This window comes from uncultured Veillonella sp. (assembly GCF_905209685.1).
Lineage (GTDB): Bacteria > Bacillota > Negativicutes > Veillonellales > Veillonellaceae > Veillonella.
Map to the genome: position 1 here is coordinate 15,127 of NZ_CAJLUB010000002.1, position 20,396 is coordinate 35,522.

General features: G+C 38.1%; 29 protein-coding genes. All 29 read left to right on the plus strand.

Annotated elements, in window-relative coordinates:
• The first annotated feature begins 11 nt into the window (after positions 1–11).
• The 29 genes from QZ055_RS00420 (at position 12) to QZ055_RS00560 (ending at position 20,395) form a co-directional block, all read left to right on the plus strand.
• Positions 12–191: a hypothetical protein gene (locus tag QZ055_RS00420; RefSeq protein WP_095066081.1), complete on the plus strand. Its 180-nt coding sequence runs from the start codon at positions 12–14 to the stop codon at positions 189–191.
• A gap of 11 nt (positions 192–202) precedes the next feature.
• Positions 203–589, plus strand: a complete 387-nt coding sequence (ssb, locus tag QZ055_RS00425; RefSeq protein WP_295823894.1) for a single-stranded DNA-binding protein — start codon at positions 203–205, stop codon at positions 587–589.
• A gap of 9 nt (positions 590–598) precedes the next feature.
• Positions 599–1,060, plus strand: coding sequence for a methyltransferase domain-containing protein (locus QZ055_RS00430; RefSeq protein ID WP_295823896.1), 462 nt, complete (start codon positions 599–601; stop codon positions 1,058–1,060).
• A gap of 2 nt (positions 1,061–1,062) precedes the next feature.
• A complete protein-coding gene (locus tag QZ055_RS00435) occupies positions 1,063–1,455 on the plus strand; it encodes a hypothetical protein (RefSeq protein ID WP_205112357.1) in 393 nt (130 codons plus the stop codon).
• 7 nt (positions 1,456–1,462) lie between these two features.
• Positions 1,463–1,933 carry a hypothetical protein gene (locus QZ055_RS00440; RefSeq protein WP_295823902.1) on the plus strand — a complete coding sequence of 157 codons (471 nt, stop codon included), beginning with the start codon at positions 1,463–1,465 and terminating at the stop codon, positions 1,931–1,933.
• A complete protein-coding gene (locus QZ055_RS00445; RefSeq protein ID WP_295823904.1) occupies positions 1,933–2,277 on the plus strand; it encodes a hypothetical protein in 345 nt (114 codons plus the stop codon). Before QZ055_RS00440 ends, QZ055_RS00445 begins: the two co-directional genes overlap by 1 nt.
• Position 2,278: 1 nt before the next feature.
• A complete protein-coding gene (locus tag QZ055_RS00450) occupies positions 2,279–2,548 on the plus strand; it encodes a hypothetical protein (RefSeq protein ID WP_295823906.1) in 270 nt (89 codons plus the stop codon).
• 8 nt (positions 2,549–2,556) lie between these two features.
• On the plus strand, positions 2,557–2,994 hold the full coding sequence (gene dut, locus QZ055_RS00455) for a dUTP diphosphatase (RefSeq protein ID WP_295823908.1): 438 nt from the start codon (positions 2,557–2,559) through the stop codon (positions 2,992–2,994).
• Between the two features lie 37 nt (positions 2,995–3,031).
• Positions 3,032–4,390: a YadA-like family protein gene (locus QZ055_RS00460; protein WP_295823910.1), complete on the plus strand. Its 1,359-nt coding sequence runs from the start codon at positions 3,032–3,034 to the stop codon at positions 4,388–4,390.
• Positions 4,390–4,626: a hypothetical protein gene (locus tag QZ055_RS00465; protein WP_295823912.1), complete on the plus strand. Its 237-nt coding sequence runs from the start codon at positions 4,390–4,392 to the stop codon at positions 4,624–4,626. The genes QZ055_RS00460 and QZ055_RS00465 overlap by 1 nt, the downstream gene beginning before the upstream one ends.
• Before the next feature lie 44 nt (positions 4,627–4,670).
• Positions 4,671–4,928, plus strand: coding sequence for a hypothetical protein (locus QZ055_RS00470; RefSeq protein ID WP_295823914.1), 258 nt, complete (start codon positions 4,671–4,673; stop codon positions 4,926–4,928).
• Entirely contained in the window at positions 4,925–5,140 is a 216-nt protein-coding gene (locus QZ055_RS00475) for a hypothetical protein (RefSeq protein ID WP_295823915.1), read from the plus strand. Before QZ055_RS00470 ends, QZ055_RS00475 begins: the two co-directional genes overlap by 4 nt.
• A complete protein-coding gene (locus QZ055_RS00480) occupies positions 5,137–5,811 on the plus strand; it encodes a hypothetical protein (RefSeq protein WP_295823917.1) in 675 nt (224 codons plus the stop codon). Before QZ055_RS00475 ends, QZ055_RS00480 begins: the two co-directional genes overlap by 4 nt.
• A 1-nt stretch (position 5,812) precedes the next feature.
• Positions 5,813–6,271: a hypothetical protein gene (locus tag QZ055_RS00485; RefSeq protein ID WP_295823918.1), complete on the plus strand. Its 459-nt coding sequence runs from the start codon at positions 5,813–5,815 to the stop codon at positions 6,269–6,271.
• Positions 6,272–7,311: 1,040 nt separating this feature from the next.
• On the plus strand, positions 7,312–7,512 hold the full coding sequence (locus tag QZ055_RS00490; protein WP_295823920.1) for a hypothetical protein: 201 nt from the start codon (positions 7,312–7,314) through the stop codon (positions 7,510–7,512).
• A gap of 289 nt (positions 7,513–7,801) precedes the next feature.
• The gene (locus QZ055_RS00495) at positions 7,802–8,254 is read left to right on the plus strand and encodes a terminase small subunit (RefSeq protein WP_295823922.1); all 453 of its coding nucleotides are present in this window, start codon (positions 7,802–7,804) and stop codon (positions 8,252–8,254) included.
• Complete coding sequence (locus QZ055_RS00500) at positions 8,226–9,695, plus strand: terminase (RefSeq protein WP_295823924.1); 1,470 nt, start codon at positions 8,226–8,228, stop codon at positions 9,693–9,695. Before QZ055_RS00495 ends, QZ055_RS00500 begins: the two co-directional genes overlap by 29 nt.
• A 4-nt stretch (positions 9,696–9,699) precedes the next feature.
• Positions 9,700–9,882 carry a hypothetical protein gene (locus QZ055_RS00505; protein WP_295823926.1) on the plus strand — a complete coding sequence of 61 codons (183 nt, stop codon included), beginning with the start codon at positions 9,700–9,702 and terminating at the stop codon, positions 9,880–9,882.
• 2 nt (positions 9,883–9,884) lie between these two features.
• Positions 9,885–11,606 carry a portal protein gene (locus QZ055_RS00510; protein ID WP_295823927.1) on the plus strand — a complete coding sequence of 574 codons (1,722 nt, stop codon included), beginning with the start codon at positions 9,885–9,887 and terminating at the stop codon, positions 11,604–11,606.
• A complete protein-coding gene (locus tag QZ055_RS00515) occupies positions 11,607–11,912 on the plus strand; it encodes a hypothetical protein (protein ID WP_295823929.1) in 306 nt (101 codons plus the stop codon).
• A 5-nt stretch (positions 11,913–11,917) separates the two neighbouring features.
• Entirely contained in the window at positions 11,918–12,553 is a 636-nt protein-coding gene (locus tag QZ055_RS00520) for a hypothetical protein (RefSeq protein ID WP_295823931.1), read from the plus strand.
• A gap of 16 nt (positions 12,554–12,569) precedes the next feature.
• Positions 12,570–13,565 carry a major capsid protein gene (locus tag QZ055_RS00525; protein ID WP_295823933.1) on the plus strand — a complete coding sequence of 332 codons (996 nt, stop codon included), beginning with the start codon at positions 12,570–12,572 and terminating at the stop codon, positions 13,563–13,565.
• 21 nt (positions 13,566–13,586) lie between these two features.
• Positions 13,587–13,940: a hypothetical protein gene (locus QZ055_RS00530; protein WP_295823936.1), complete on the plus strand. Its 354-nt coding sequence runs from the start codon at positions 13,587–13,589 to the stop codon at positions 13,938–13,940.
• Between the two features lie 10 nt (positions 13,941–13,950).
• A complete protein-coding gene (locus QZ055_RS00535) occupies positions 13,951–14,178 on the plus strand; it encodes a hypothetical protein (RefSeq protein WP_295823938.1) in 228 nt (75 codons plus the stop codon).
• Positions 14,179–14,228: 50 nt separating this feature from the next.
• Complete coding sequence (locus QZ055_RS00540; protein ID WP_295823944.1) at positions 14,229–14,822, plus strand: hypothetical protein; 594 nt, start codon at positions 14,229–14,231, stop codon at positions 14,820–14,822.
• Position 14,823: 1 nt separating this feature from the next.
• Complete coding sequence (locus QZ055_RS00545) at positions 14,824–17,142, plus strand: hypothetical protein (protein WP_295823946.1); 2,319 nt, start codon at positions 14,824–14,826, stop codon at positions 17,140–17,142.
• A complete protein-coding gene (locus QZ055_RS00550) occupies positions 17,132–17,614 on the plus strand; it encodes a phage protein Gp13 family protein (RefSeq protein ID WP_295823948.1) in 483 nt (160 codons plus the stop codon). The genes QZ055_RS00545 and QZ055_RS00550 overlap by 11 nt, the downstream gene beginning before the upstream one ends.
• A complete protein-coding gene (locus QZ055_RS00555; protein ID WP_295823949.1) occupies positions 17,607–18,227 on the plus strand; it encodes a hypothetical protein in 621 nt (206 codons plus the stop codon). Before QZ055_RS00550 ends, QZ055_RS00555 begins: the two co-directional genes overlap by 8 nt.
• Complete coding sequence (locus tag QZ055_RS00560) at positions 18,227–20,395, plus strand: C40 family peptidase (protein ID WP_295823951.1); 2,169 nt, start codon at positions 18,227–18,229, stop codon at positions 20,393–20,395. Before QZ055_RS00555 ends, QZ055_RS00560 begins: the two co-directional genes overlap by 1 nt.
• The last annotated feature ends 1 nt before the right edge of the window (position 20,396 follow it).

Consider the following 20,396-nt stretch of genomic DNA (forward strand, 5'->3'; position numbering starts at 1 on the left):
GGGGTGATGAGTTGTTAAGTAAAAAAAGAAAGATGGTAATCACCATTGAGATACCTCTAAACGTGGACACACAAGAAGAGGCAACTCAACAAATGCAAATGATTATGAAAGCAGATGCACGAACCTTTGAAAGCCTAGAGGAAATTATCAAGGTGTATAAAGGTACGATGTGCATCGAACAAAAGATTTAAAGGAGAATTTGATGAATACAGTACAAATTATGGGGAACTTGGCACGTGATCCAGAGGTTAGATATACACAATCTGGAAAAGCGGTAGCCACATTTACAGTAGCAGCGAGCAATACATACATTGATAGCAATAATGAAACAAAAGAACAAACCGCTTTCATCAACTGTGTAGCATGGGGAAAGCTAGGTGAAAGCATCGGTAATTTGCGTAAAGGCAATAGAGCGTTTGTTGAGGGCAGACTTCAAACACGTTCTTATGAAACTGCTGACGGTCAAAAACGATATGTAACAGAAGTAGTAGCAAACTTTGTAGGTACATCTTTAATAAATGATGAAACTGCACCAAGTAACTTTGAAAGTTTTGAAAACACAAATCAAGATGAAAATATTCCGTTCTAGGTGGCCAATGTGAAAATATTAGATGCTTGTTGTGGTTCTAAAATGTTTTGGTTTGATAAAGAACACAAAGAAACTGCATATATGGATAACCGAACATTAGACACAACGCTATGTGATGGTAGGAAATTAATCGTAAAACCTGATGTGATCGCAGATTTCCGTAAGATGCCGTTTGAAGATGAGAGCTTTCACTTAGTAGTGTTTGACCCACCGCACTTATTAAAGGCTGGTGATAAATCGTTCCTAGCATTGAAATATGGACGATTAGAGCAAACATGGCAAGAGGATATTAAACAAGGGTTATCTGAGTGTTGGCGAGTACTAAAACCAAATGGAACGATGATATTTAAATGGAATGAAGAACAAATCAAGTTACCAATGGTTAAAGGGTTACTTCCTAGTGAGCCAATATTTGGCCAACGTAGAGGTAAAACAGTATGGTTAGTGTTTTTTAAGGAAAAGGAGAAATAAACATGAATAAGATTGTATCCGCTTTATTGGTAGTAGTTATGATTGGTGCGGTAGTTTGGAGTTTTGCGTTTGGTGTTCCAATGTATATGGTGTGGCAGCAACAAAAAGCAGGCGAGGCAGAACTTGCTAGAGCTGAACAGAATAGACAAGTTGCGGTATTAGAGGCTAAGGCAAAACTAGATAGTGCTGAAAGCCTAGCACAAGCAGAAGTTAAACGTGCAGAGGGTACTGCAAAAGCAAATCAAATCATCGGTCAATCATTAAAAGGTAATGAGGCATACATCCATTGGTTATGGGTTGATACTTTGAAAGATAGTAAAGACCAAATCATCTATATTCCAACAGAGGCTGGTGTGCCTATTACGGAAAGTTTCAGATTGAAAGAAAGCAAATAAGACGATAATGACAGAACGAGATATTCAAGATGCATTAGGACGGCATCTATTTCTTAAAAATATATGTATACCAAATGTGATGATGAGGGATAGTGGGAAACCACCTTATGAGGCTGATTTCATCTACTTCAACTTAAACACTTTGCACTTAACAGAAGTTGAAATCAAAACTGATATAAACGATTTTAAGAATGATTTCAAGAAAGCACGTTACCATGACAATCACAATGTTATGTATTTGTATTATGCATTACCTAGAGATTTGTACGATGATCATTATGAAGTAATTGATGAAATGCTTGGTGATGCTGGCTTAATCTTAATCGATGAAATAAATACATTTGATTTTCGAGGTAATCTTTATGATTTTGGCGGTTTTGTAAAGAGAGCAAAACGAATAAAAGGTTCTGTTAAATTGAACGAAAAGGAAAAGGAATACTATATGAGAATTGGGTGTATGAAATGGGTGAATAGATAATGCCAATAAATAGTAAAGATAAAGGTAAACGTGGTGAAAGAATGTGGCGTGATGTGTGTAGAGCCAATGGGTTTGATAAAGTCCGTAGAACTGCACAATATTGCGGAAATACAGGCGATGCATCGGACTGTGTAGGACTACCTAACATACATCAAGAAGTCAAATTTGTTGAAAACTTGAATGTCCGTAAAGCATATGAACAAGCGGAACACGATGCGCAACAAGCAAACAATGGCGATATACCTATTGTAGCTTGGAAGAAAAGCAATAAACCTTGGTTAGTAGTATTAAGTGCGGATGATTTCTTCCACATCTATAAGGAAAGTGAGTGGAGTAATGGTTAATATGAGTGAGTTTGTACCAGATAATAACCTTAACTGGTTAGCACTAGCAGCTTGTGTATATGGAGATATAAGTGCTGGTAGAGCATTGTGTTGTTTAGGTTTAAAAGGCACTAAGCCACAGAAAACATATACACGTGCAAGTGAGTTAGATGGAAATTCTTTATTGCAAATGCATAACGCTGGAATGTCATTAAGGGCAATTAGTTATCAAGTAGGAGCAGATTATAAAACGGTGAAAAAAGCGTTAGTTATGTTAGGGGTGGAGTTTTGAGAGAACAAATGAAAGTGAAGTTGGTTAGTGAATACGCACAACTACCAACACGAGGAAAGGTGAACTCCGATTTACCGCAAGTGTCCGCTGGGTTAGACCTATATTGTCCGTTTAGTGTAACTATACCAGCGGATAGTAAGCGACAAATTCCATTAGGTGTAACAGTTGAAATTCCACCTAATCACATGGGGTTATTAGCGCCAAGAAGTAGTATGAGTAAAACACCGCTACGATGTGCCAATAGTGTTGGAATAATTGATGAAGATTATCGAGGTGAGATTAGCATTGTATATGAAAATGTATCTTGCAAAAATTACACAATAAATAGAGGTGATCGCATCGCACAACTAATCATCGTTCCGATTAAATTGGTCGATGTAGTAGAGGTAGATGAATTAAGCGAAACAGAACGTGGTACTGGTGGTTATGGCAGTACTGGTAAATAAGTTATCTAAATTAATTAACATAAAAGGAGAAATTAACATGAATAAAAAATTAGTATTAGCAACAATGGTTATGGCAGCAGTAACAGGTAGCACATTTGCAAATGGTTTAGTAGTAGGTCAAGTAGAACCAAATACTACTGCACCAGTAGTTAGCGGTTACAATTCCGCTGCATTAGGTGTAAATACAGTAGTTACAGGTACAAGTACAATCGTTTTGGGTAGAGATAATAAAGTTAGCGGTAGCGATACAACAGTTATCGGTGCTAACAATGGCACAGTAAGTGCAAACCAAACTACAATTATCGGCTACAACAACAAAACCAATAGTAACCAAGAACAAGTAGTAATCGGTGCTAACTCCGAAACTGCTGGTCAAGGTGCAACAGTAGTTGGCACACATGGCAAGGCTACTGCATGGGATGCATACGCTATTGGTAATAACACACTTGCAGATAAAAGTAACAGCGTGGCACTAGGCACTAATTCCGTAACGGATGACCCAGTACCAACAAAACAAGTAGTATTGAATGGTGTAACCCATGTATTTGCAGGGGAAAACCCTCAATCTGTAGTGAGTGTTGGTTCTAAAGGTCGAGCAGGGTTTGGTGGTGTTAAATACTACAACCGCCAAATTACAAATGTAGCAGCTGGACAAGTTGATGCAGCATCTACCGATGCAGTAAACGGCAGTCAGCTATACGCTGCCTACGATGAAATCGCATCTATGGGTGCAAAACTTGCGAAACACGATAAAGATATCAAGTGCTTGAATATCCGTGTAGACCGCAATGTAAATAACATCAAAAATTTAACCGCTAAGGTTGATAACAATTACACAACGATTACTAACTCTATCAACGCAACAAACGAGCGTGTAGGTGCAAATTCTAAAGCTATTCAAGAAAATAGAACAGTAATTAATAATCACACAACGATCATTAATAACCACGAACAACAATTACAGTCTCACGAACAAACTTTAGTAGACCATGCAAACGTATTGGAAAACCATGAAAATCGAATTGAAAGTTTGGAACGTGGCATGACACGAAACGTAGACCGAGAAATTGGTAAGGTTGGTGCAGCTAATGCAGCATTATCCGCATTGCATTATCTTGGTTATAACAAAGACGATAAAATGACATTCTCCGTAGGCTATGGTCATTACAAAGGGCACAGCGCAGTAGCGTTAGGCGCTTTCTACGCACCAAATGAACACGTAATGTTTAGCGTAGGTGGTACACTTGGTTCTGAAAAAATGGTAAATGCTAGTGTGAATTTTAGATTGGGCAAAGGTTCTGAATATGAGTTAAACCATAAAGGCAAAATCAAAGAACTTGAAACATTGGTTACTCAATTAGTGGCAGAAGTTGAAACATTGAAAGCGAATAAATAATGAATGAGATTGAACGAGATATAGAAAGAAGAAAGATTGAATGTGAAATCGCAAGGTACGAAAATGAACGTAGGATATCAAGACTTGCAATGGCAAAACATTTAGCAATGCTTGATGCAGAGCGAAAGTGTAGAAATGATAGTTTGTTTTCGATTTTGTCAACAGGTTTATTGATATGGACTTTTGTGTTGTTGATTTGCATAACAATCATGATGTTTTTACCATTGTTTAAGTAAAGGATATGGGCGGTGAAATATCCGCCCTATCATAAGAGGTGAGCGTGAGAAGAGTTGATTTTGATTTATTAGCTAGTGCATTAACAATAGTTATAGCTGATACGATAATCAAACCTAAAATTGAAGTTAATGATGGTAGTATAAAAATCATATATGAGTTTTCTGGTTTTACTATTACAGAGTTATCAACAATATTTGAGATTGAACAATGTTTTAGATTAGATTTCTTTGTTGAAAAAGTTACTCTTAAAATAAAACACCAAATCTACAACTCTATGTCAGAAAGGTATATTGTTAGATGACAAACTATAGCGGTTACGTTGAACACTCCGATTTTTACATAGCACCTCAAGGCTATCAAGATGCGTTTAATTTCTTGTGCCAGCTTGCGGTAGAGAGTGAAGAGAATACATTTTACATCGGTAAAGTTGTAGATAATGGATATGATTTTGACTTGGAAGATGAAGTGATGTTTGTTTGGAATGAAGAAAACGGAGATTGGGTGAGCGATTGATTGGAGATAGAATTTTTTTCAATAACAATAAATTCGCAATAGACATTAATGGTGAAGTATGTAAACCAACCATAAAAGAAGATGTGTGTAAGTGTATCTTCTTCTATAAACACAAAGAAAAGTGGGTTAGATTTGAGTGTTTGTTGTGTGGTATTGAAAATGCAACTGATGAAAAGGTGGAAAGTATCAAACGATTTGCCAAAGGGTTCTTTATAAAGGAGAGTGAAAAAAGTATGATCACAGATGAACAAGGTAGAGAGTGGTTACTTCAAAAGTTATATGATGATGGCTGGAAATATTATGTTAAGAATATCGGTGATACTGCATTTGTAACAACAAAAAGACCAGTTATGAATGACGGTATATTAGATATAAATAGTGGCGGTCATGTAAAGTGTATTAATAACATAAGCAAAATAATGCCTAAAATAGAGCGGAATGAAGTGTTAAACATTGCAGAAGAATTAGGTATTGTTGATTGGTCGAAAGTAGAAGTTGATACACCGATTTTTGTAAGAAATAGCATTGCCGAAGTGTGGAAGTGTAGGTATTTTGCCGAATATGAAGATGGAAAAGTGTATACGTGGCGTGATGGAAAGACATCTTGGAGCAATGTAGTGTCTGATAGACCTGTTGCCTGGGGGTATGCTGAACTAGCGTTTAAAGGGTGAGGTGAAGTGTTTGGGAGAATATGACGAAAAGAAACTAATAGAAATGGCGGTAGAGTACCTACAACCTGTTAAGTTAATTGATGTACAGATTGCATCTATCAAGGAAGAAATCAATCAACTAAGAGCAAACCTTACATCCATAGGTGCTATTGATTACTCAAAAGACCGAGTAACAGGCGGTGGAACTCCGCAAGGCTTAGAGGGGAGCGTAGCAAGATTTCTTGATACAGTCGCAGAACGTGATAAGCGTATTGATGAGTTATCAAAGTTAAAATGCGATGCGATCACTAAGATAGATGCACTAGATGAAAAACTAGGGGCAATCATCTTGCGTTATGAGTTTGTACTCAACAATACAACAGAAGATGCTTATAAAATGATTGGGTGTTATTCGACAAAACAGGCGAAACGATACAAGCAAAAAGCGTTATTGGAGTTTGGGCTAAAACTTGTCCAGTAATGTCCGCAAATGTCCGTTAATGTCCATATACCTATAGTTTGCTATTAGGTATAATATATATGTAGAAGTTGCCACTAAGCGACTACTACTCACTCTTTCCTTAGGAAAAATCAAACACAACAACAAGCACGCCCATATAAGAGCGTGCCTTTGTTGTAATGGGCGAAATGGAACGTATAGCGCTAACGGTCGCAGAGTAGCAGCGCAACCATAATTGATTACTAAGGAAACAACACTATACTTTTTTCTAATTTCAATCTGAAAGTATGTGTTAAGACAAAAACTTTATATGTAAATTTACTGCTAACTGATAAGGGTGGGTCGAATATCCTCACAATATATAGCTTATACATTATTAACCTTAAAGATATGAACCTGCCCTAATTGGTTATACACATTGAATACTGACAACTAGCAGCCTCCAAAAGAAACTTATTCATATTCTTGTTGTTACTTAACCTAACACGATTACGATCCATCAAATTGTTAGTTGTTGGTATTGAGTGTGTAATTGATTATTGAAAACTAGGTGTGTTTCTCTTTTCCAACTTTGTATTTTTCTTATTCATAGTTGAACCTCAGAAAATAGTATAAATTGTCATATCATCAACACACCTAGTTTTGAGTGATTATTGAAAACTGGAGTTATATTTGTTTCCTAGGTACTTAACACACGATATAGAGTTTTAGAAGAAATGCTAATTCCTATGTGTTACATCGACAAGAGAGCGATGGTATAACTTCGGTTTTGAGTAATCAATACAAACAAAATGAATAAAACTATCATAAAATGAGGTATATCTACGTGGATATATCTCATTTTTTGCATAAATCTATCATAAAGGGGAGATTATGACAGAGGTCAGGTGTTGTAAAAGTAAATGCTTAAACAACAAAAATGGAGTGTGTACCGCAAACGTGATAGAGTACGATGGTTTATGTCAAACATACATAACCTGTGGCGGTGCAAGTAAAGGTAATTACGGCTTATGTGTTAGATCACATGGGAAATTAAAAAGGAAAGGTGGCGAAGTACTTAAATGATTAAAGCAATTAAACAATTCATTGAAGATAGAAAACTGTTCAAACAAGCAGCCAAGAACTTAAACGATAAAGAACTACAAGCTAAAGCAAAATACGCATATGAGCATCGTGGCGATACAATGATTACACTCATCGATGGTTTAGCTATCTTATGTGCGGTACTAATCTTAATTGGTATTGTGTGGTGTTGGATGTGAATTATCAACCAACGATAAAGAAACTATTAACCGCATTACGGATGAATGGTAGACGATATACACTTGATGTAAGGCAATCATGGAGTAAATATGATAAGCCTTGCAAAATATATATTGTTAGTCGAATGTACACAGAGGAAGAGTACAAACTAACATTTCCTCATAAGTACAAAAAGGGTAAGACCTTTAAACAAGGACAACTATATAAAAAAGAAAGTGAGTACAGTAGCACCAAGCAACACGAGGTGTTACTTTTTTTAGTTAAAGCATATAAAGGTGGTGAGTAACATTGACGAATATAGAAGAATTAGCACAAAAACTAACTAAGAAAGAACGCATATTCGCTGATGAATACGTTAAGACCACCAACGGAACACAAAGTGCAATTACTGCTGGGTATTCAGAAAAAACCGCAAGAAGTAAAGGTAGTCAGTTGTTAACAAAAATAAACGTGCGCCAATATATAGAGGCAGTCATGAACGAACGTAGCAAAGACACAATCGCAACGGCTGATGAGGTGTTGGAATATCTGACTAGGGTTGTGCGTGGTGAAGAAAAAGATGCGTTTGGTTTAGATGTATCTGTTGCCGATAAAACGAAAGCAGCTGAACTCTTAGGTAAAAGACATATGCTATTTACTGACAAGGTGAAACTTGATGCAGAAATAGAGATTGATATATCAGACCGCATGAAACAAGCAAGGGTGAAGTCCGATGAAGTACAACAAGGCACAACTGATTGATGCGTTGGGTTCGTTCACTCATGATCCATTAGGGTTTGTATATTTTGCTTTCCCTTGGGGTGAAAAAGGAACACCTTTAGAAAGTTTTGATGGTCCTGACGAATGGCAAGTTAAGACTTTCAAGAAAATAGGTGAAGAACTACGCAAGGGAAAGTCATTAGCTAAGGCAATACAAATTGCAGTTGCATCTGGTCATGGTATTGGTAAGTCAGCCTTTTCTTCATTGTTGATTTTGTTTGCTATTGCTACACATGAGAATACAAGAGGTGTAGTAACTGCTAATACTGATACACAGTTAAAGTCTAAGACTTGGGCGGAACTTAACAAATGGTACAACCTGTTTATAGGTAAAGAGTTATTCACCTACACCGCTACGGCATTATTTAGTGCTGATAAACAGTACGAAAAGACATGGCGGATAGATGCTATTCCATGGAGTGAAAGTAACCCAGAGGCATTCGCAGGCTTACACAATCAAGGTAACCGAATACTAATAATCTTTGATGAGGCATCCGCAATATCCGATAAGATATGGGAAGTAACAGAGGGGGCTTTAACAGATAAGGAAACCGAGATTATCTGGTGTGTGTTTGGTAACCCTACACGTAATAGTGGCAGGTTTAGAGAATGTTTTAGAAAGCATCGTAACTATTGGACTACATATCAAATTGATAGCCGTACTGTTAAAATCTCAAACAAAGCTAAGTTGCAAGAATGGGTTGATATTCATGGTGAGGATAGCGACTTTGTAAAGGTTCGTGTAAGAGGGTTATTTCCTAGTGCATCCGATACACAGTTTATATCCGCATCAATCGTTGATGAAGCACAAAAGCGAGTATATAAGCCTACTGATTTTAGTAACTTACCGACAATTATCGGTGTTGACCCAGCGTGGACTGGTGGCGATACGTTAGAAATCGTAATGCGCCAAGGATACTCTATGAAGTGCTTGGCAACCATCGAAAAGAATGACGATGATATGCGTATGGCTAACCTCATTGCACAATTTGAGGAAGAGTACAAAGCAGATGCGGTGTTCATTGACCAAGGCTACGGAACTGGTATTTATAGTATCGGTAAATCAATGGGTAGACGATGGCGGTTAGTTGCCTTTGGTGGCGCTAGTCCTAATAATATGTACCTTAATATGCGTGCGTATATGTGGGGAGAAATGAAAGACTGGCTAAAAGAGGGCGGTTCTATTCCACCTAATGACCAAGGCTTGTATGACGATTTAACAAGTCCAGAGGCTATCATCGATAAGAATGGGCGAATACAACTTGAAAGCAAGAAAGATATGAAAGAACGAGGGTTACCATCTCCAAATAAAGGCGATGCATTAGCCTTGACCTTTGCGTTCAGGGTCAATAAAAAAGTGAATGTAGGGAGTAGGGTTCATGCGAACACAGAGTATGATCCATTTAAACGAGATAAGGGGTGATTAAATGTGCATGAAAAATAAGATGCCTAACACACCAATGCCAGCACCAGCACCAACTGTACAAACAGATGATGCTACTACAACAACTGGTGAAGATTGGTATATGAAGAAAAAGAAAGGTAAGAAAGGCTTTGAAAGTACTATCTTATCTACGGCAACTGGCACTAAAAACACATTAGGGGGTTAGATATGCAAGGAACTATCCTATCAACGCTTGCTAGACAACCGACTAATACAGAACCTAAAAAACGTGATTACACGAAAATTAAGGCGAAGTTTAAGGCGATGTTTGATAATCGTCAAAAGTACATTTCAAGATGGAAAGATATCCGAGATTATCAACTACCTTTCCTAGGTGTGTTTGACGATGAGCAAGACCAATCGAAAGTCTACACCGATAAGATTAATAATGGCGTAGCTTGGGAAAGTTGCCAGATATTCGCTAGTGGTGTAATGAGCGGTATGACACCGCCTAGCCGTAAATGGTTTAAGCTCACGTTAGAAAACGCTGAACTAGCTGCTAATAGTAAAGTGGCGGAAGTGTTAGACGATAGGGAACAGATACTATATGCAGTATTTGCTAAGTCTAACTTCTATAACACAGTACATCAAACCTATATGGAGTTGCCATTTGGTCAAGCACCTATGAGTATTATGCCTGATGCAAAAGTAGGTGTACGATTTACATCATATCCAATCGGTACATACGCATTAGAGTGTGGCAGTAATGGTGATGTAAATACATTTGGTCGCAAGTATCGAATGACGGCAGACCAATTAGTGGAAGAGTTTGGCTATGATGCTTGCCCTGATAAAGTTAAACGTGCGTTTGACGATGGCAAAGGTAATGCAAGTACTTTTGTTGTTTGTTGGTTAGTAATGCCTAACAAAGACCGCAACGGAAAACTAGGCAATAAGAATATGCCTTATTCATCTATCTATTGGGTAGAGGGTAGTAACATAGATGAAGTGTTAAGACATAGTGGCTTTGAAGAATGGGCGATACCTATTGCAAGACACACCACTCATGATCTAAGTGGTTATGGTAAAGGGTGTGCATGGTTCGCACAATCAGATGCACAAATGCTACAGTTACTTGAAAAGGACTTAGTAACCGCTATTGAATTGGGTATTAAACCACCTATGAGCGCTACATCCGATGTGATTGGTAGTGTAAATCTATTCCCTGGCGGTGTAACGGAAGTTGATACTGGCGGTAAGGTTGAACCAATATTCAATGTAGGAATTGATGTAGCGAATGTACAAGCGAAGATACAGTTTGTATCTGAAAGCATCAAACGTGCCTATAGTGCTGATTTATTCTTGATGCTTGATAACCTAGATGCAGGGCAAATGACCGCACGTGAGGTTATGGAACGTACACAAGAAAAGATGCAACAATTAGGTCCTGTAGTTGAACGCTTGCAAAGTGAGTTTTTAAACCCAATCATTGAACGTACTTATGGCATCTTGGATAGAGCTGGAATATTTCCACCGATTGACGATGATGTAGCAGAAATGCTGAATGGGTTAGATGTGAAGATTGAATACATCTCACCATTAGCACAAGCACAGAAAATGTCTTCATTGGTGAATATCGAACAGTACTATGCATTCATTATGTCATTAGCACAGGGCAATGCTAACATCGTTCAGAAATTCAACTTTGAAGAGGCGGCGGACATCTATGGTGTTAATCTTGGTGTACCGATTAAGGTTATTCGTTCCAATGATGAGTATAAAGCACTTATGGAAAAACAAGCACAAGCACAACAAGAGCAAGAGGAACAAGCACAAGCATTACAAATGGCACAATTAGCACCTCAAATGGCTGGTGCTGCTAAACAAGCAACAGATGCAGCCAATGACGGAAACCCAGTAATGCAACAGTTAATGGGTATGGGGGTGTAGATGAAAACAAAACAAGATTATATTCGTGATCGTGATATTGATGCGTTGAACCACGTACTAAGTACTGAACTTGGTAGGTGGTTTTTTTGTAGGCTTTTAGACAATACGGACATTCTAAAGCGTTCGTTTACTGGCAATTCAGAAACCTTTTTCAATGAGGGTAAAAGAAGTGTAGGTCTAAAGTATATGCAAATGCTTGGCGCTATCGGTGATGGTGTTGAGGGTGTACTTAAATACCATCAAGCGCAACTTGAATATATCAATCAACAGAAATTGTTTAAAGATTTAGAAGAGAAAGGTGAATAAACCACATGGCAGAAGAATTAGAACAAGGCACGAATATTGACACAGGTAGTGCGGAAAGTGGTACACCGCAAGATACGAATACACAAGACCAACAACAAGACACAATCTTAGGCGGTAGTACTGACACAAGCGGTAACCAAGAACCACCTACAGAACCAATTGTGTATGACTTCACGAAAGCGTTTGATAGCGGTCAAGTAGACAAATCAATCGCAGATGAGTTTTCTAAAATGCTTAACGGCGTAGGTGCTACGCAAGAGCAAGCAGTAGAGTTAGCTAAATTTGGTAACAAGTATGCTACTGACCTTGTAACTGCTTACGAAACACAAAAGCAACAAGAGTTAGCCGAACAATACGAAAGCTACAAGGAAAACGCAATTAAAGAATTAGGAAATAAATTTGATGAAACTGTGGCTAAAGCAGGTGCAGGTATTGAGTTGATTGAAAAAACAATTCCTAATATTCGTGAAATTCTAGCTGAAAACGGCTTAGGTAATCGTATCGAAGTTATCCGTGTGTTTGAAAAAATCGCTGATATGGCTGCAGAAGATAGTAACGCAGGTGGCGGTCAACCAACTAGTGGCACGCAGTCAGAAGAGGCAATCAGACGCAATCTTTATCCGAGTATGTTCAAAAAATAAAAGGAGAAAATAATTTATGGCTACAATCGGAACACAAAACCCTACTTTAATTGATTTGCAAAAGCGTATGGATCCTAACGGAAAAATCGCACAAATCATTGAACAATTAAACCAATCTAACGAAATCATTCAAGATATGACAATGATTGAATGTAACGATGGCACATCTAACAAAACAACAGTACGTACTGGCTTGCCAGATGCTACATGGCGTATGCTTTATGGCGGTGTACAACCATCTAAATCTACTACAAAACAAATCACAGATACTTGCGGTATGTTAGAGGCTTACTCTGAAGTAGATGCTAAGTTGGTTAAATTGTCTAATGACCCTGTAGCGTTCCGTGCTACAGAAGATGCTGCATTCGTTGAGGCTATGGGTCAAGAAATCGCACGTACTATTTTCTATGGTGATGAAACTACACCTGAAAAATTTGTTGGTTTATCCGCACGTTTCAATACATTAGACCCTAAGAAAGCTGATAGCGCTAAAAACATTATCGATGCTGGTGGTACTGCAAACCTTGCATCTATGTGGCTTGTAGGCTGGGGTCCTCTTACTGTACATGGTATTTATCCACGTGGTACAGAGGCTGGCTTGCAACAAGAAGATAAAGGCAAAACAACAATTACTAAACCTGATGGCTCTTTATTCGAGGCATATCGTACTCACTTTGAACAAAACATCGGTTTGTGCGTTCGTGATTGGCGCTATGTAGTACGTATCGCTAATATCGATATGAAAGCTATTAAAGAAGATATTTCCGCAGGTCCTAACTTGATTAACTTGATGATCCGTGCAGAAGAACGAATGCAATCTCTTACAGGCTGCCGTCCAGTATGGTACATGAACCAAGAATTGCGTACATTCTTACGTTTACAAAAGAACAAAGTACATGGTTCTACAATCACAGAAGATATGGAAATGGGTAAAATGGTTACACGTGCTAATGGCATTCCAGTACGTAAAATTGATGCTTTGCTTTCCACAGAAGCACGAGTTACTGCTTAATTAATAGGGGGATAAACATATATGATTATTGATACTCAAAATACTTTCTTTTGGAAAAAAGATATTACAACAAACACTAACTCCGATGTAATTATGAGTGGTACAGGCGATGCAGACCCTAACTTATTCCTTGTAATTCGCATCGACAAAACAGTTACTGGTACTCCATTGTTTAATGTGTATACATCTGATACAGATAACATGGCTAATGCGGTATTGTTGCATGGCATTACAATGGTAGCTAATGCACCAGCTGGCACAGAATACAAAGTGCGTTTAGCTAATGGCGGTAAAAAATATATTAGAATAAACGCAAATAATATGACTGGCGGTACTATCTCCGCATTCTTAACAAGTGGCATTAATATTAAATAAGGTGGCTAATATGTTGTATATTGCAAAAGTAACTTTGTACCATAATACAAAGGGTTTAATTGAAGAGGGCGCAACAGTTGAATTTACAAAAGATGAAGTAGCCGAATACGATAAAGACTACTTCAAAGATTTGTTTGATACTGCTGGTGCAGAAGAAACCGCAGAAGTAGAGGAAGTCGAAGAGGCAGAACCTACACCAAAGAAACGTGGTAAGAAAGCGGAAGAAACTGCTGAATAATTGAACGAGGGGGTATTTTGCCCCCTCTTTTTTTATAGAAAGGTGGAAACATGACACCTACTGATATTTGTAATCAAGCATTATCGCTTATCAATGCAGGGCGCATCCGTTCTATGACGGAAGAAACAGAACCTGCTAGACAATGCAGATTGCATTATGATCTAACACGTAGAGTATTGTTAGAGCAGTTTGAATGGAATTTTGCACGTAAGCGTGAACGAGCGGTGCTATCGGAACATAAGATAGACGGCTGGGGTTATGTCTATGCTTACCCTGAAAAGTGTGTTCGCATCCTTGCGGTAATTCCACAGGGTGATAGATACCGAGCAGAAAAGCAACGTGAATACGATGTTTATTTGACTGATAACAATACAAAGTACATCGTATCTGATGTACCATTGATGCACATTGATTATGTGTACGATATTACCGATGCTGATGTAATGAACCCTATATTCGTTAAAGCGTTGGTGTGTAAGATGGCATCTGATTTAGCAATGCCATTGACTGGTAATAGTGGTTTATTCGACCAGTCATACAAGTTATATCAAGCTGCATTACAAGAGGCTAAATCTATGAGTGCAAAAGAACGCAGATTAGATATGCCTTATGTTTCTAACTATATCAAGGCAAGGAGTTGGTAATATGCAACCGATGTATATAGGGCAAGTCGCATTTACTACAGGCGAAGTATCACCAGATGTATCTAGTCGATTTGACTTAGAACAATATAAAAGTGCATTATTGCTTGCTGAAAATGCGGTGATTAGACCTTATGGAGCGGTAGCACGTAGGCAAGGTTCACAGTTTATCGGATATGCTAAACACCATGATAAGCCTGTTAGATTGTTTGAGTTTACCACGAATAAGAACCAATCATTCATGCTTGAATTTGGTGAAAGATACGTTAGGGTATGGCGGAATGGTGTATATACAAATGTTGAAGTAGAAACACCATTTGAGGCGGACATTGTAGGTGAATTAAACTGCATCCAAAGTGGCGATGTAATGTTCATCTGTAGTGGTAAGTACCCTATTCAAACGCTATCACGATATAGTGATACTGACTGGCGATTGGATGCATACAAGCTAACCGAGCAACCTTACGAGGATATTAATACAGATAATAGTCATACATTGACTGTTAGTGGTGATACGATCACATCAACTAAAGACATATTCACACAAGATATGGTAGGTAGCGTTATTCAAATTGCCTACTACGTTGAGGCGGTACACACTAAGTCCGCTGGCGAAGTTGTAGAGAAAAAAGTAAGACATGGTATTGTTAGCGCACCAACCATCGAAAAGACATACAACAATATCAATCATAATGTTGGAGCATTTAGTACTGATACCGAGTTATCATGGAAATTCACTACACATGGTACATGGGAAGGTACAGTTAAGTTACAGATTTCTAACAATGATGGTCAAACTTGGAAAGACTACAGAACGTACACATCAAAGAATGACTACAACGTAACTGATACAGGTAAGATAGAAACTGGTGCAAGGCTTAAATATGTATCTGATATTAAAGGTGGTTCTGTGAATTGCGACTTATCCATTATGCCATTTACTCAATATGGTATCGTTGAGATTAAAAGTGTAACCGATGCTAAAAATGCAAAAGTTAATATTCTGAATGGTATTAAAGAGGGTGAGCCTAGTTACCAATGGAAGTTGGGGAGTTGGAATAGAGGCAGAGGTTATCCGAAACTTTGTACATTCTATCAAGACCGATTTGTGGTGGCTGCTACTGATAGCAAGCCTAACTTCATCTGGTTTAGTCGAACTGGTGATTACCCTAACTTTGGGGTGGAAAAAGTAGGCGGTACTATCACAGATGATAGCGCAATCACATTGCCAGTAATCAACCGCAAAATGTATGAGATTAGGCATCTAGTACCAGCTAATGACCTAATCGTGCTTACTAGCGGTAATGAATGGATAGTCGATGGGAGCAAGACTATCACACCTACTAACTGTTATTTGAAAACACAAACACAACGTGGTGCATTGAAATGTGAACCGCAATTCATCGGTAACCGATGCGTATTCGTTCAAGAGCGTGGCGGTACTGTTCGTGATATGGGTTACTCTTACGAAAGCGATAACTACACAGGGCAAGACCTTACATTGTTTGTTAAAACGTTGGTTAAAGGTCATGTAGCGGTTACAAGTGCTTATGCACAAGACCCAGACTCTATCATCTACTATGTAAGAGATGATGGACAACTCAACTGTTTAACCTATATACCAGAACAAAAGGTGTATGGTTGGTCGCACTTTGTAACGAATGGTAAATACAGATATGTAGAGAGCGTGGCAGAGGGCGAACAAGACACAATCTATTTTGTTGTAGATCGTGTTATCAATAACAAGAATGTTAAATGCATTGAACGTAGTATTCCATTGTACACAGAGGATAACTCCGATGTGTTCCTAGATTGCTATGTTAAAGTGGCTAATTCGATTAAGACTGATTACATCAACGCACCTCATTTAGTAGGACAAATGGTAGACATAGTAGTTGATGGACAACAGATGCCATCTAGGGAAGTACCACCTACTGGTGTTATTAAATTAGATGGTAAAGCAAATGTAATTACTGTTGGGCTACCTTACACTACTAAAATCAAAATACCTAGCGTAGAGCAACAAATAAACGATGGCACATTGCAATGCAGATTGATAACTATATCACGAGTTGCGTTGCGGTTATATCGTTCATATGGTGGTAGCGTAGGTAGAACATTTGATGATGTAGACGATTTGATTTTAAAACCTAAAACGCTATTTACTGGTGATACTGTAATTGTGTTACCTAAGATAGCAACTAGCGTTAATACAAATACAGAAATCTGTATAAAACACTCAAAACCTTTCCCATTTAACCTGTTAGCGGTTACAAGAGAGGTAGAAATTGGCGGTGGTTTCCCAAATGTTCATGGAATGTAAAATTAGCCGTTCTAAGCACGTTTCGTTAATTCGTGAGTTATATATCAACTTACGTTCAATAGATGCCTTAGAGGTCAAATATATCAATCGAAAAAATTCAAACTACGGCGAAAATGACTTTGTGAACGATATTCTTGGGGAAGATTATCAAAGTCGCATTGTTATTGATAATGACAAGCCATTGTGTGTGTATGGGGTATCTAACACATCATTAAATGGGATGCATTGCATTTACTTTTTGGGGAGTAAAGAATTTGAAAGTAGTTTAACACTACAAAAACAATTTATAAAAGTTAGTAGAAATATCATTGGGGAATGGCTACAAACTAGGGAAGTACTTTTTAACTATATACACAAAGAAAATCACCGCACCATTAGATGGCTAAAGTCATTAGGTGCGGTAATTCATTACGATATTAACGATGGGGATATGGTTTTATTCACATTGAGAAAGGGGGATGCGAATGTGTAACCCTATTGCATTAACCGCAGCGAGTATGGTCGGTACATTGTTTACGCAACACCAACAAGGTAAGGCACAAGCTGCAATGTATAATCAACAGGCAAGGGTGGCAGAGGCTAACGCACGAATTAGTGATCGCAAGCAAGAACAAATAGCAGACCAAGCCTTGCAAGAGCGAGATAAAATGTCCGATAAGATGCGACTTATCCAAGGGCAGAACGTAGCGGAAACTGGTGCTAGTGGCTTAACGATGAGTGGTACACCATTACAGTTAATGGCATCTAGCTATGACGAATACAACAAAGACATTCAGAATTGGGAAACTAATAAGAACAACAGTATATACAATGAATATCTTAACGGCATGAACTACCGCAACGAGGCAAGCACCGCACGTGCAGCAGCAAGTAACGCTAAATCACAAACTAGAATGGCAATGCTAGGAACGATATTGAGTGGTGCATCTAGTATCTATGGACTTAAAGGGCAATATGGCGGTAGTAATATTAAAGCTAATACAAACTACTACACACCAAATGAAAGTGCATTGAAAGCGGCTGGTGTATCAAATGTTAAGTTTGTTACAAGAGGTGCAGTTAGAAATAATAGGTGGGGTATTTAATGAAGTTAGTTAATTACAATGGCGAACAAAAACTAAATACCATAAGTGGTGGTGTTCAAGCTACTGGAAATGAATTAGCGTTTGGCGGTAATCAACAAGGTTTAAAAGGTGTAATTAATGCCATTGATAATATTAATGCACAGATGCAAAAGCGACTTGATGAAGATTTAAATATCGCCTACATGAACGCTGAAACAGACTATAAGAACAGAGTATCTTATGAACTAACAAACAAGGAAAACGGCATCTTACACAAGGAGTTAGATGGTGCAGCTAATGCAACACAACTGTTTAATGAAGCCGAACGTAACATTAGAGACGATGTGTTAAGTAAGTTGCCTAATAACAACCGCTTGCGTGAGCGTTTTCTTCAAATGGTAGATAAAGACTATCACGCAAATAATATGCGTGTACAAGTGCATGAGCGTTCTGAACGTGAAAAGTACAAAGATGTAACATTCAATAACAATGTGAAATCATCTGAACAAATAGCGGTATTAGGTTATAACAACCCTAACATTGTATCTAATTCTCTTAACACCATTAAGAATAGTATTGAAACTATGTATGGTGATAGAGGTGAAGAGTTTGTAAAAGCTAAATATCAAGAAGTAGCAGACCGAGTAGGTGGTGCAATTATTGATGAAACAGTAACACGTAATGATATTACTGCTGGACCTCAAACAATCGCAGCACTAAGAGAAATGGGTGTAAGCGAGGGGATATTGTCTAAAGCTGCGGTAGCAATCGATAAGGTAAATACACAACAAACAATCGATAAACGTATTGTAGGTGATGTAGATACCTTTGGTGAGGGTAATGCAGAAAAAGCAGCCGATGCATATATTGCTACATTACCTAAAGCTGGACAAGGTGGAAATTTAAATATAGCTGCGCTTGATAGTGCGGTTAATGAACAGTTAGGTAAGCCGTATCTACTTGGTGGTGATGGTGGTGAAAGTACCGACTGTGGTAAATTTACGCTTGATGTGTCCGCAAAAGCTGGTGTTACTCTTAACTACCGCACCGCAGATGGTCAGTACTTGCAAGCTGAACAAGAGGGTAAACTTATACATGATATATCGCAAGCACAAAAGGGCGATTTAGTCTTTTGGCACGTTCCAAGTAATGAGGCTAGATGGGCAACTAGTGATGATCCAAGTGCAGTTAATTCTGACGATAAAGCCTATAAAGGTGTAACTCATGTAGGTGTTTATATGGGTGATGGTAAAGTTGCACAAGCTGGTAGTGGCGGTGTGTCTATCGTAAGTACTGATATATATCCAATCGTTGGTGTAGGTAAGTTTAGCGGTAGTGCTAAAGGATATACCGACGGCGAACTCTTACAAAAACGAGAAGAGTATATGAAAGCGTACAATATCGAAGAGAGTAAACGCAAAAAAGCAAGGGCTGAGGCACTAGCAAGACAAAAAGAGGCTATCCAGTTACAACTAATTGAAATGGGTAAGAATGGTGCATCTAGTGGTGAGATGGCTAATTTCTTAGATAACGCTATTGGTGATAATAAAGAACTAACTTTAGCGTTTGGTTCACAAAGAAACCAATTCATGAGAGCAAATGAAAGAGAACAACAAGCTGCTAACCAATCTTGGGGAATGAATGAAATTCGTTCTATGCTTGGAAATAACAGACCTCAATCAGAAATTTTTAAGTTTATCGATGATAACCATATTAATTTATCATTAGAGCAATACAACTCATTGCGTAAAACTCTTAATGACCGTGATAACGGAACTGGTGATTATGCACCAGAGTTAGCTGGTGTGAATTATGTTCTTAATGATAGTTTAGAGAATATGAATGAACAACAAAAAGGGTTAGCAAGGATAGGCTTTAAACAACAGATGGGTGCGTGGAAAGCTAAATTTGTAGCAGCCGAGGGAAGAGAACCAACAACTGGTGAGTTAGATTGGGCTGCACATGAAATAGCTGGTCAAACAGTAATTCAAACAACAAACGTAGAACACTTTTGGCAAAATGGAGATAATTATAAAACTAATACATCAATGGCTATATTGGCTGGTGATGGTGTGGTTGATTGGAAAGTACTTGGAGATACACACTATATAAGACTTTATAAATCTAATGGTGATTTTGAAGATATAGATGAGGGTACATTCCATGCTAGGTATAATATTGAGGGATAGG

What these genes read in the sequence shown, in the direction of transcription:
- QZ055_RS00490 (WP_295823920.1), top strand. Translation starts at nt 7,312, where the DNA reads ATGATTAAAGCAATTAAACAATTCATTGAAGATAGAAAACTGTTCAAA.
- QZ055_RS00550 (WP_295823948.1), top strand. Translation starts at nt 17,132, where the DNA reads ATGGAATGTAAAATTAGCCGTTCTAAGCACGTTTCGTTAATTCGTGAG.
- QZ055_RS00440 (WP_295823902.1), top strand. Translation starts at nt 1,463, where the DNA reads ATGACAGAACGAGATATTCAAGATGCATTAGGACGGCATCTATTTCTT.
- ssb (WP_295823894.1), top strand. Translation starts at nt 203, where the DNA reads ATGAATACAGTACAAATTATGGGGAACTTGGCACGTGATCCAGAGGTT.
- QZ055_RS00515 (WP_295823929.1), top strand. Translation starts at nt 11,607, where the DNA reads ATGAAAACAAAACAAGATTATATTCGTGATCGTGATATTGATGCGTTG.
- QZ055_RS00505 (WP_295823926.1), top strand. Translation starts at nt 9,700, where the DNA reads ATGTGCATGAAAAATAAGATGCCTAACACACCAATGCCAGCACCAGCA.
- QZ055_RS00475 (WP_295823915.1), top strand. Translation starts at nt 4,925, where the DNA reads ATGACAAACTATAGCGGTTACGTTGAACACTCCGATTTTTACATAGCA.
- QZ055_RS00510 (WP_295823927.1), top strand. Translation starts at nt 9,885, where the DNA reads ATGCAAGGAACTATCCTATCAACGCTTGCTAGACAACCGACTAATACA.
- QZ055_RS00435 (WP_205112357.1), top strand. Translation starts at nt 1,063, where the DNA reads ATGAATAAGATTGTATCCGCTTTATTGGTAGTAGTTATGATTGGTGCG.
- QZ055_RS00445 (WP_295823904.1), top strand. Translation starts at nt 1,933, where the DNA reads ATGCCAATAAATAGTAAAGATAAAGGTAAACGTGGTGAAAGAATGTGG.
- QZ055_RS00540 (WP_295823944.1), top strand. Translation starts at nt 14,229, where the DNA reads ATGACACCTACTGATATTTGTAATCAAGCATTATCGCTTATCAATGCA.
- QZ055_RS00530 (WP_295823936.1), top strand. Translation starts at nt 13,587, where the DNA reads ATGATTATTGATACTCAAAATACTTTCTTTTGGAAAAAAGATATTACA.
- QZ055_RS00535 (WP_295823938.1), top strand. Translation starts at nt 13,951, where the DNA reads ATGTTGTATATTGCAAAAGTAACTTTGTACCATAATACAAAGGGTTTA.
- QZ055_RS00500 (WP_295823924.1), top strand. Translation starts at nt 8,226, where the DNA reads ATGAAGTACAACAAGGCACAACTGATTGATGCGTTGGGTTCGTTCACT.
- QZ055_RS00545 (WP_295823946.1), top strand. Translation starts at nt 14,824, where the DNA reads ATGCAACCGATGTATATAGGGCAAGTCGCATTTACTACAGGCGAAGTA.
- QZ055_RS00520 (WP_295823931.1), top strand. Translation starts at nt 11,918, where the DNA reads ATGGCAGAAGAATTAGAACAAGGCACGAATATTGACACAGGTAGTGCG.
- dut (WP_295823908.1), top strand. Translation starts at nt 2,557, where the DNA reads ATGAAAGTGAAGTTGGTTAGTGAATACGCACAACTACCAACACGAGGA.
- QZ055_RS00525 (WP_295823933.1), top strand. Translation starts at nt 12,570, where the DNA reads ATGGCTACAATCGGAACACAAAACCCTACTTTAATTGATTTGCAAAAG.
- QZ055_RS00465 (WP_295823912.1), top strand. Translation starts at nt 4,390, where the DNA reads ATGAATGAGATTGAACGAGATATAGAAAGAAGAAAGATTGAATGTGAA.
- QZ055_RS00560 (WP_295823951.1), top strand. Translation starts at nt 18,227, where the DNA reads ATGAAGTTAGTTAATTACAATGGCGAACAAAAACTAAATACCATAAGT.
- QZ055_RS00450 (WP_295823906.1), top strand. Translation starts at nt 2,279, where the DNA reads ATGAGTGAGTTTGTACCAGATAATAACCTTAACTGGTTAGCACTAGCA.
- QZ055_RS00460 (WP_295823910.1), top strand. Translation starts at nt 3,032, where the DNA reads ATGAATAAAAAATTAGTATTAGCAACAATGGTTATGGCAGCAGTAACA.
- QZ055_RS00555 (WP_295823949.1), top strand. Translation starts at nt 17,607, where the DNA reads ATGTGTAACCCTATTGCATTAACCGCAGCGAGTATGGTCGGTACATTG.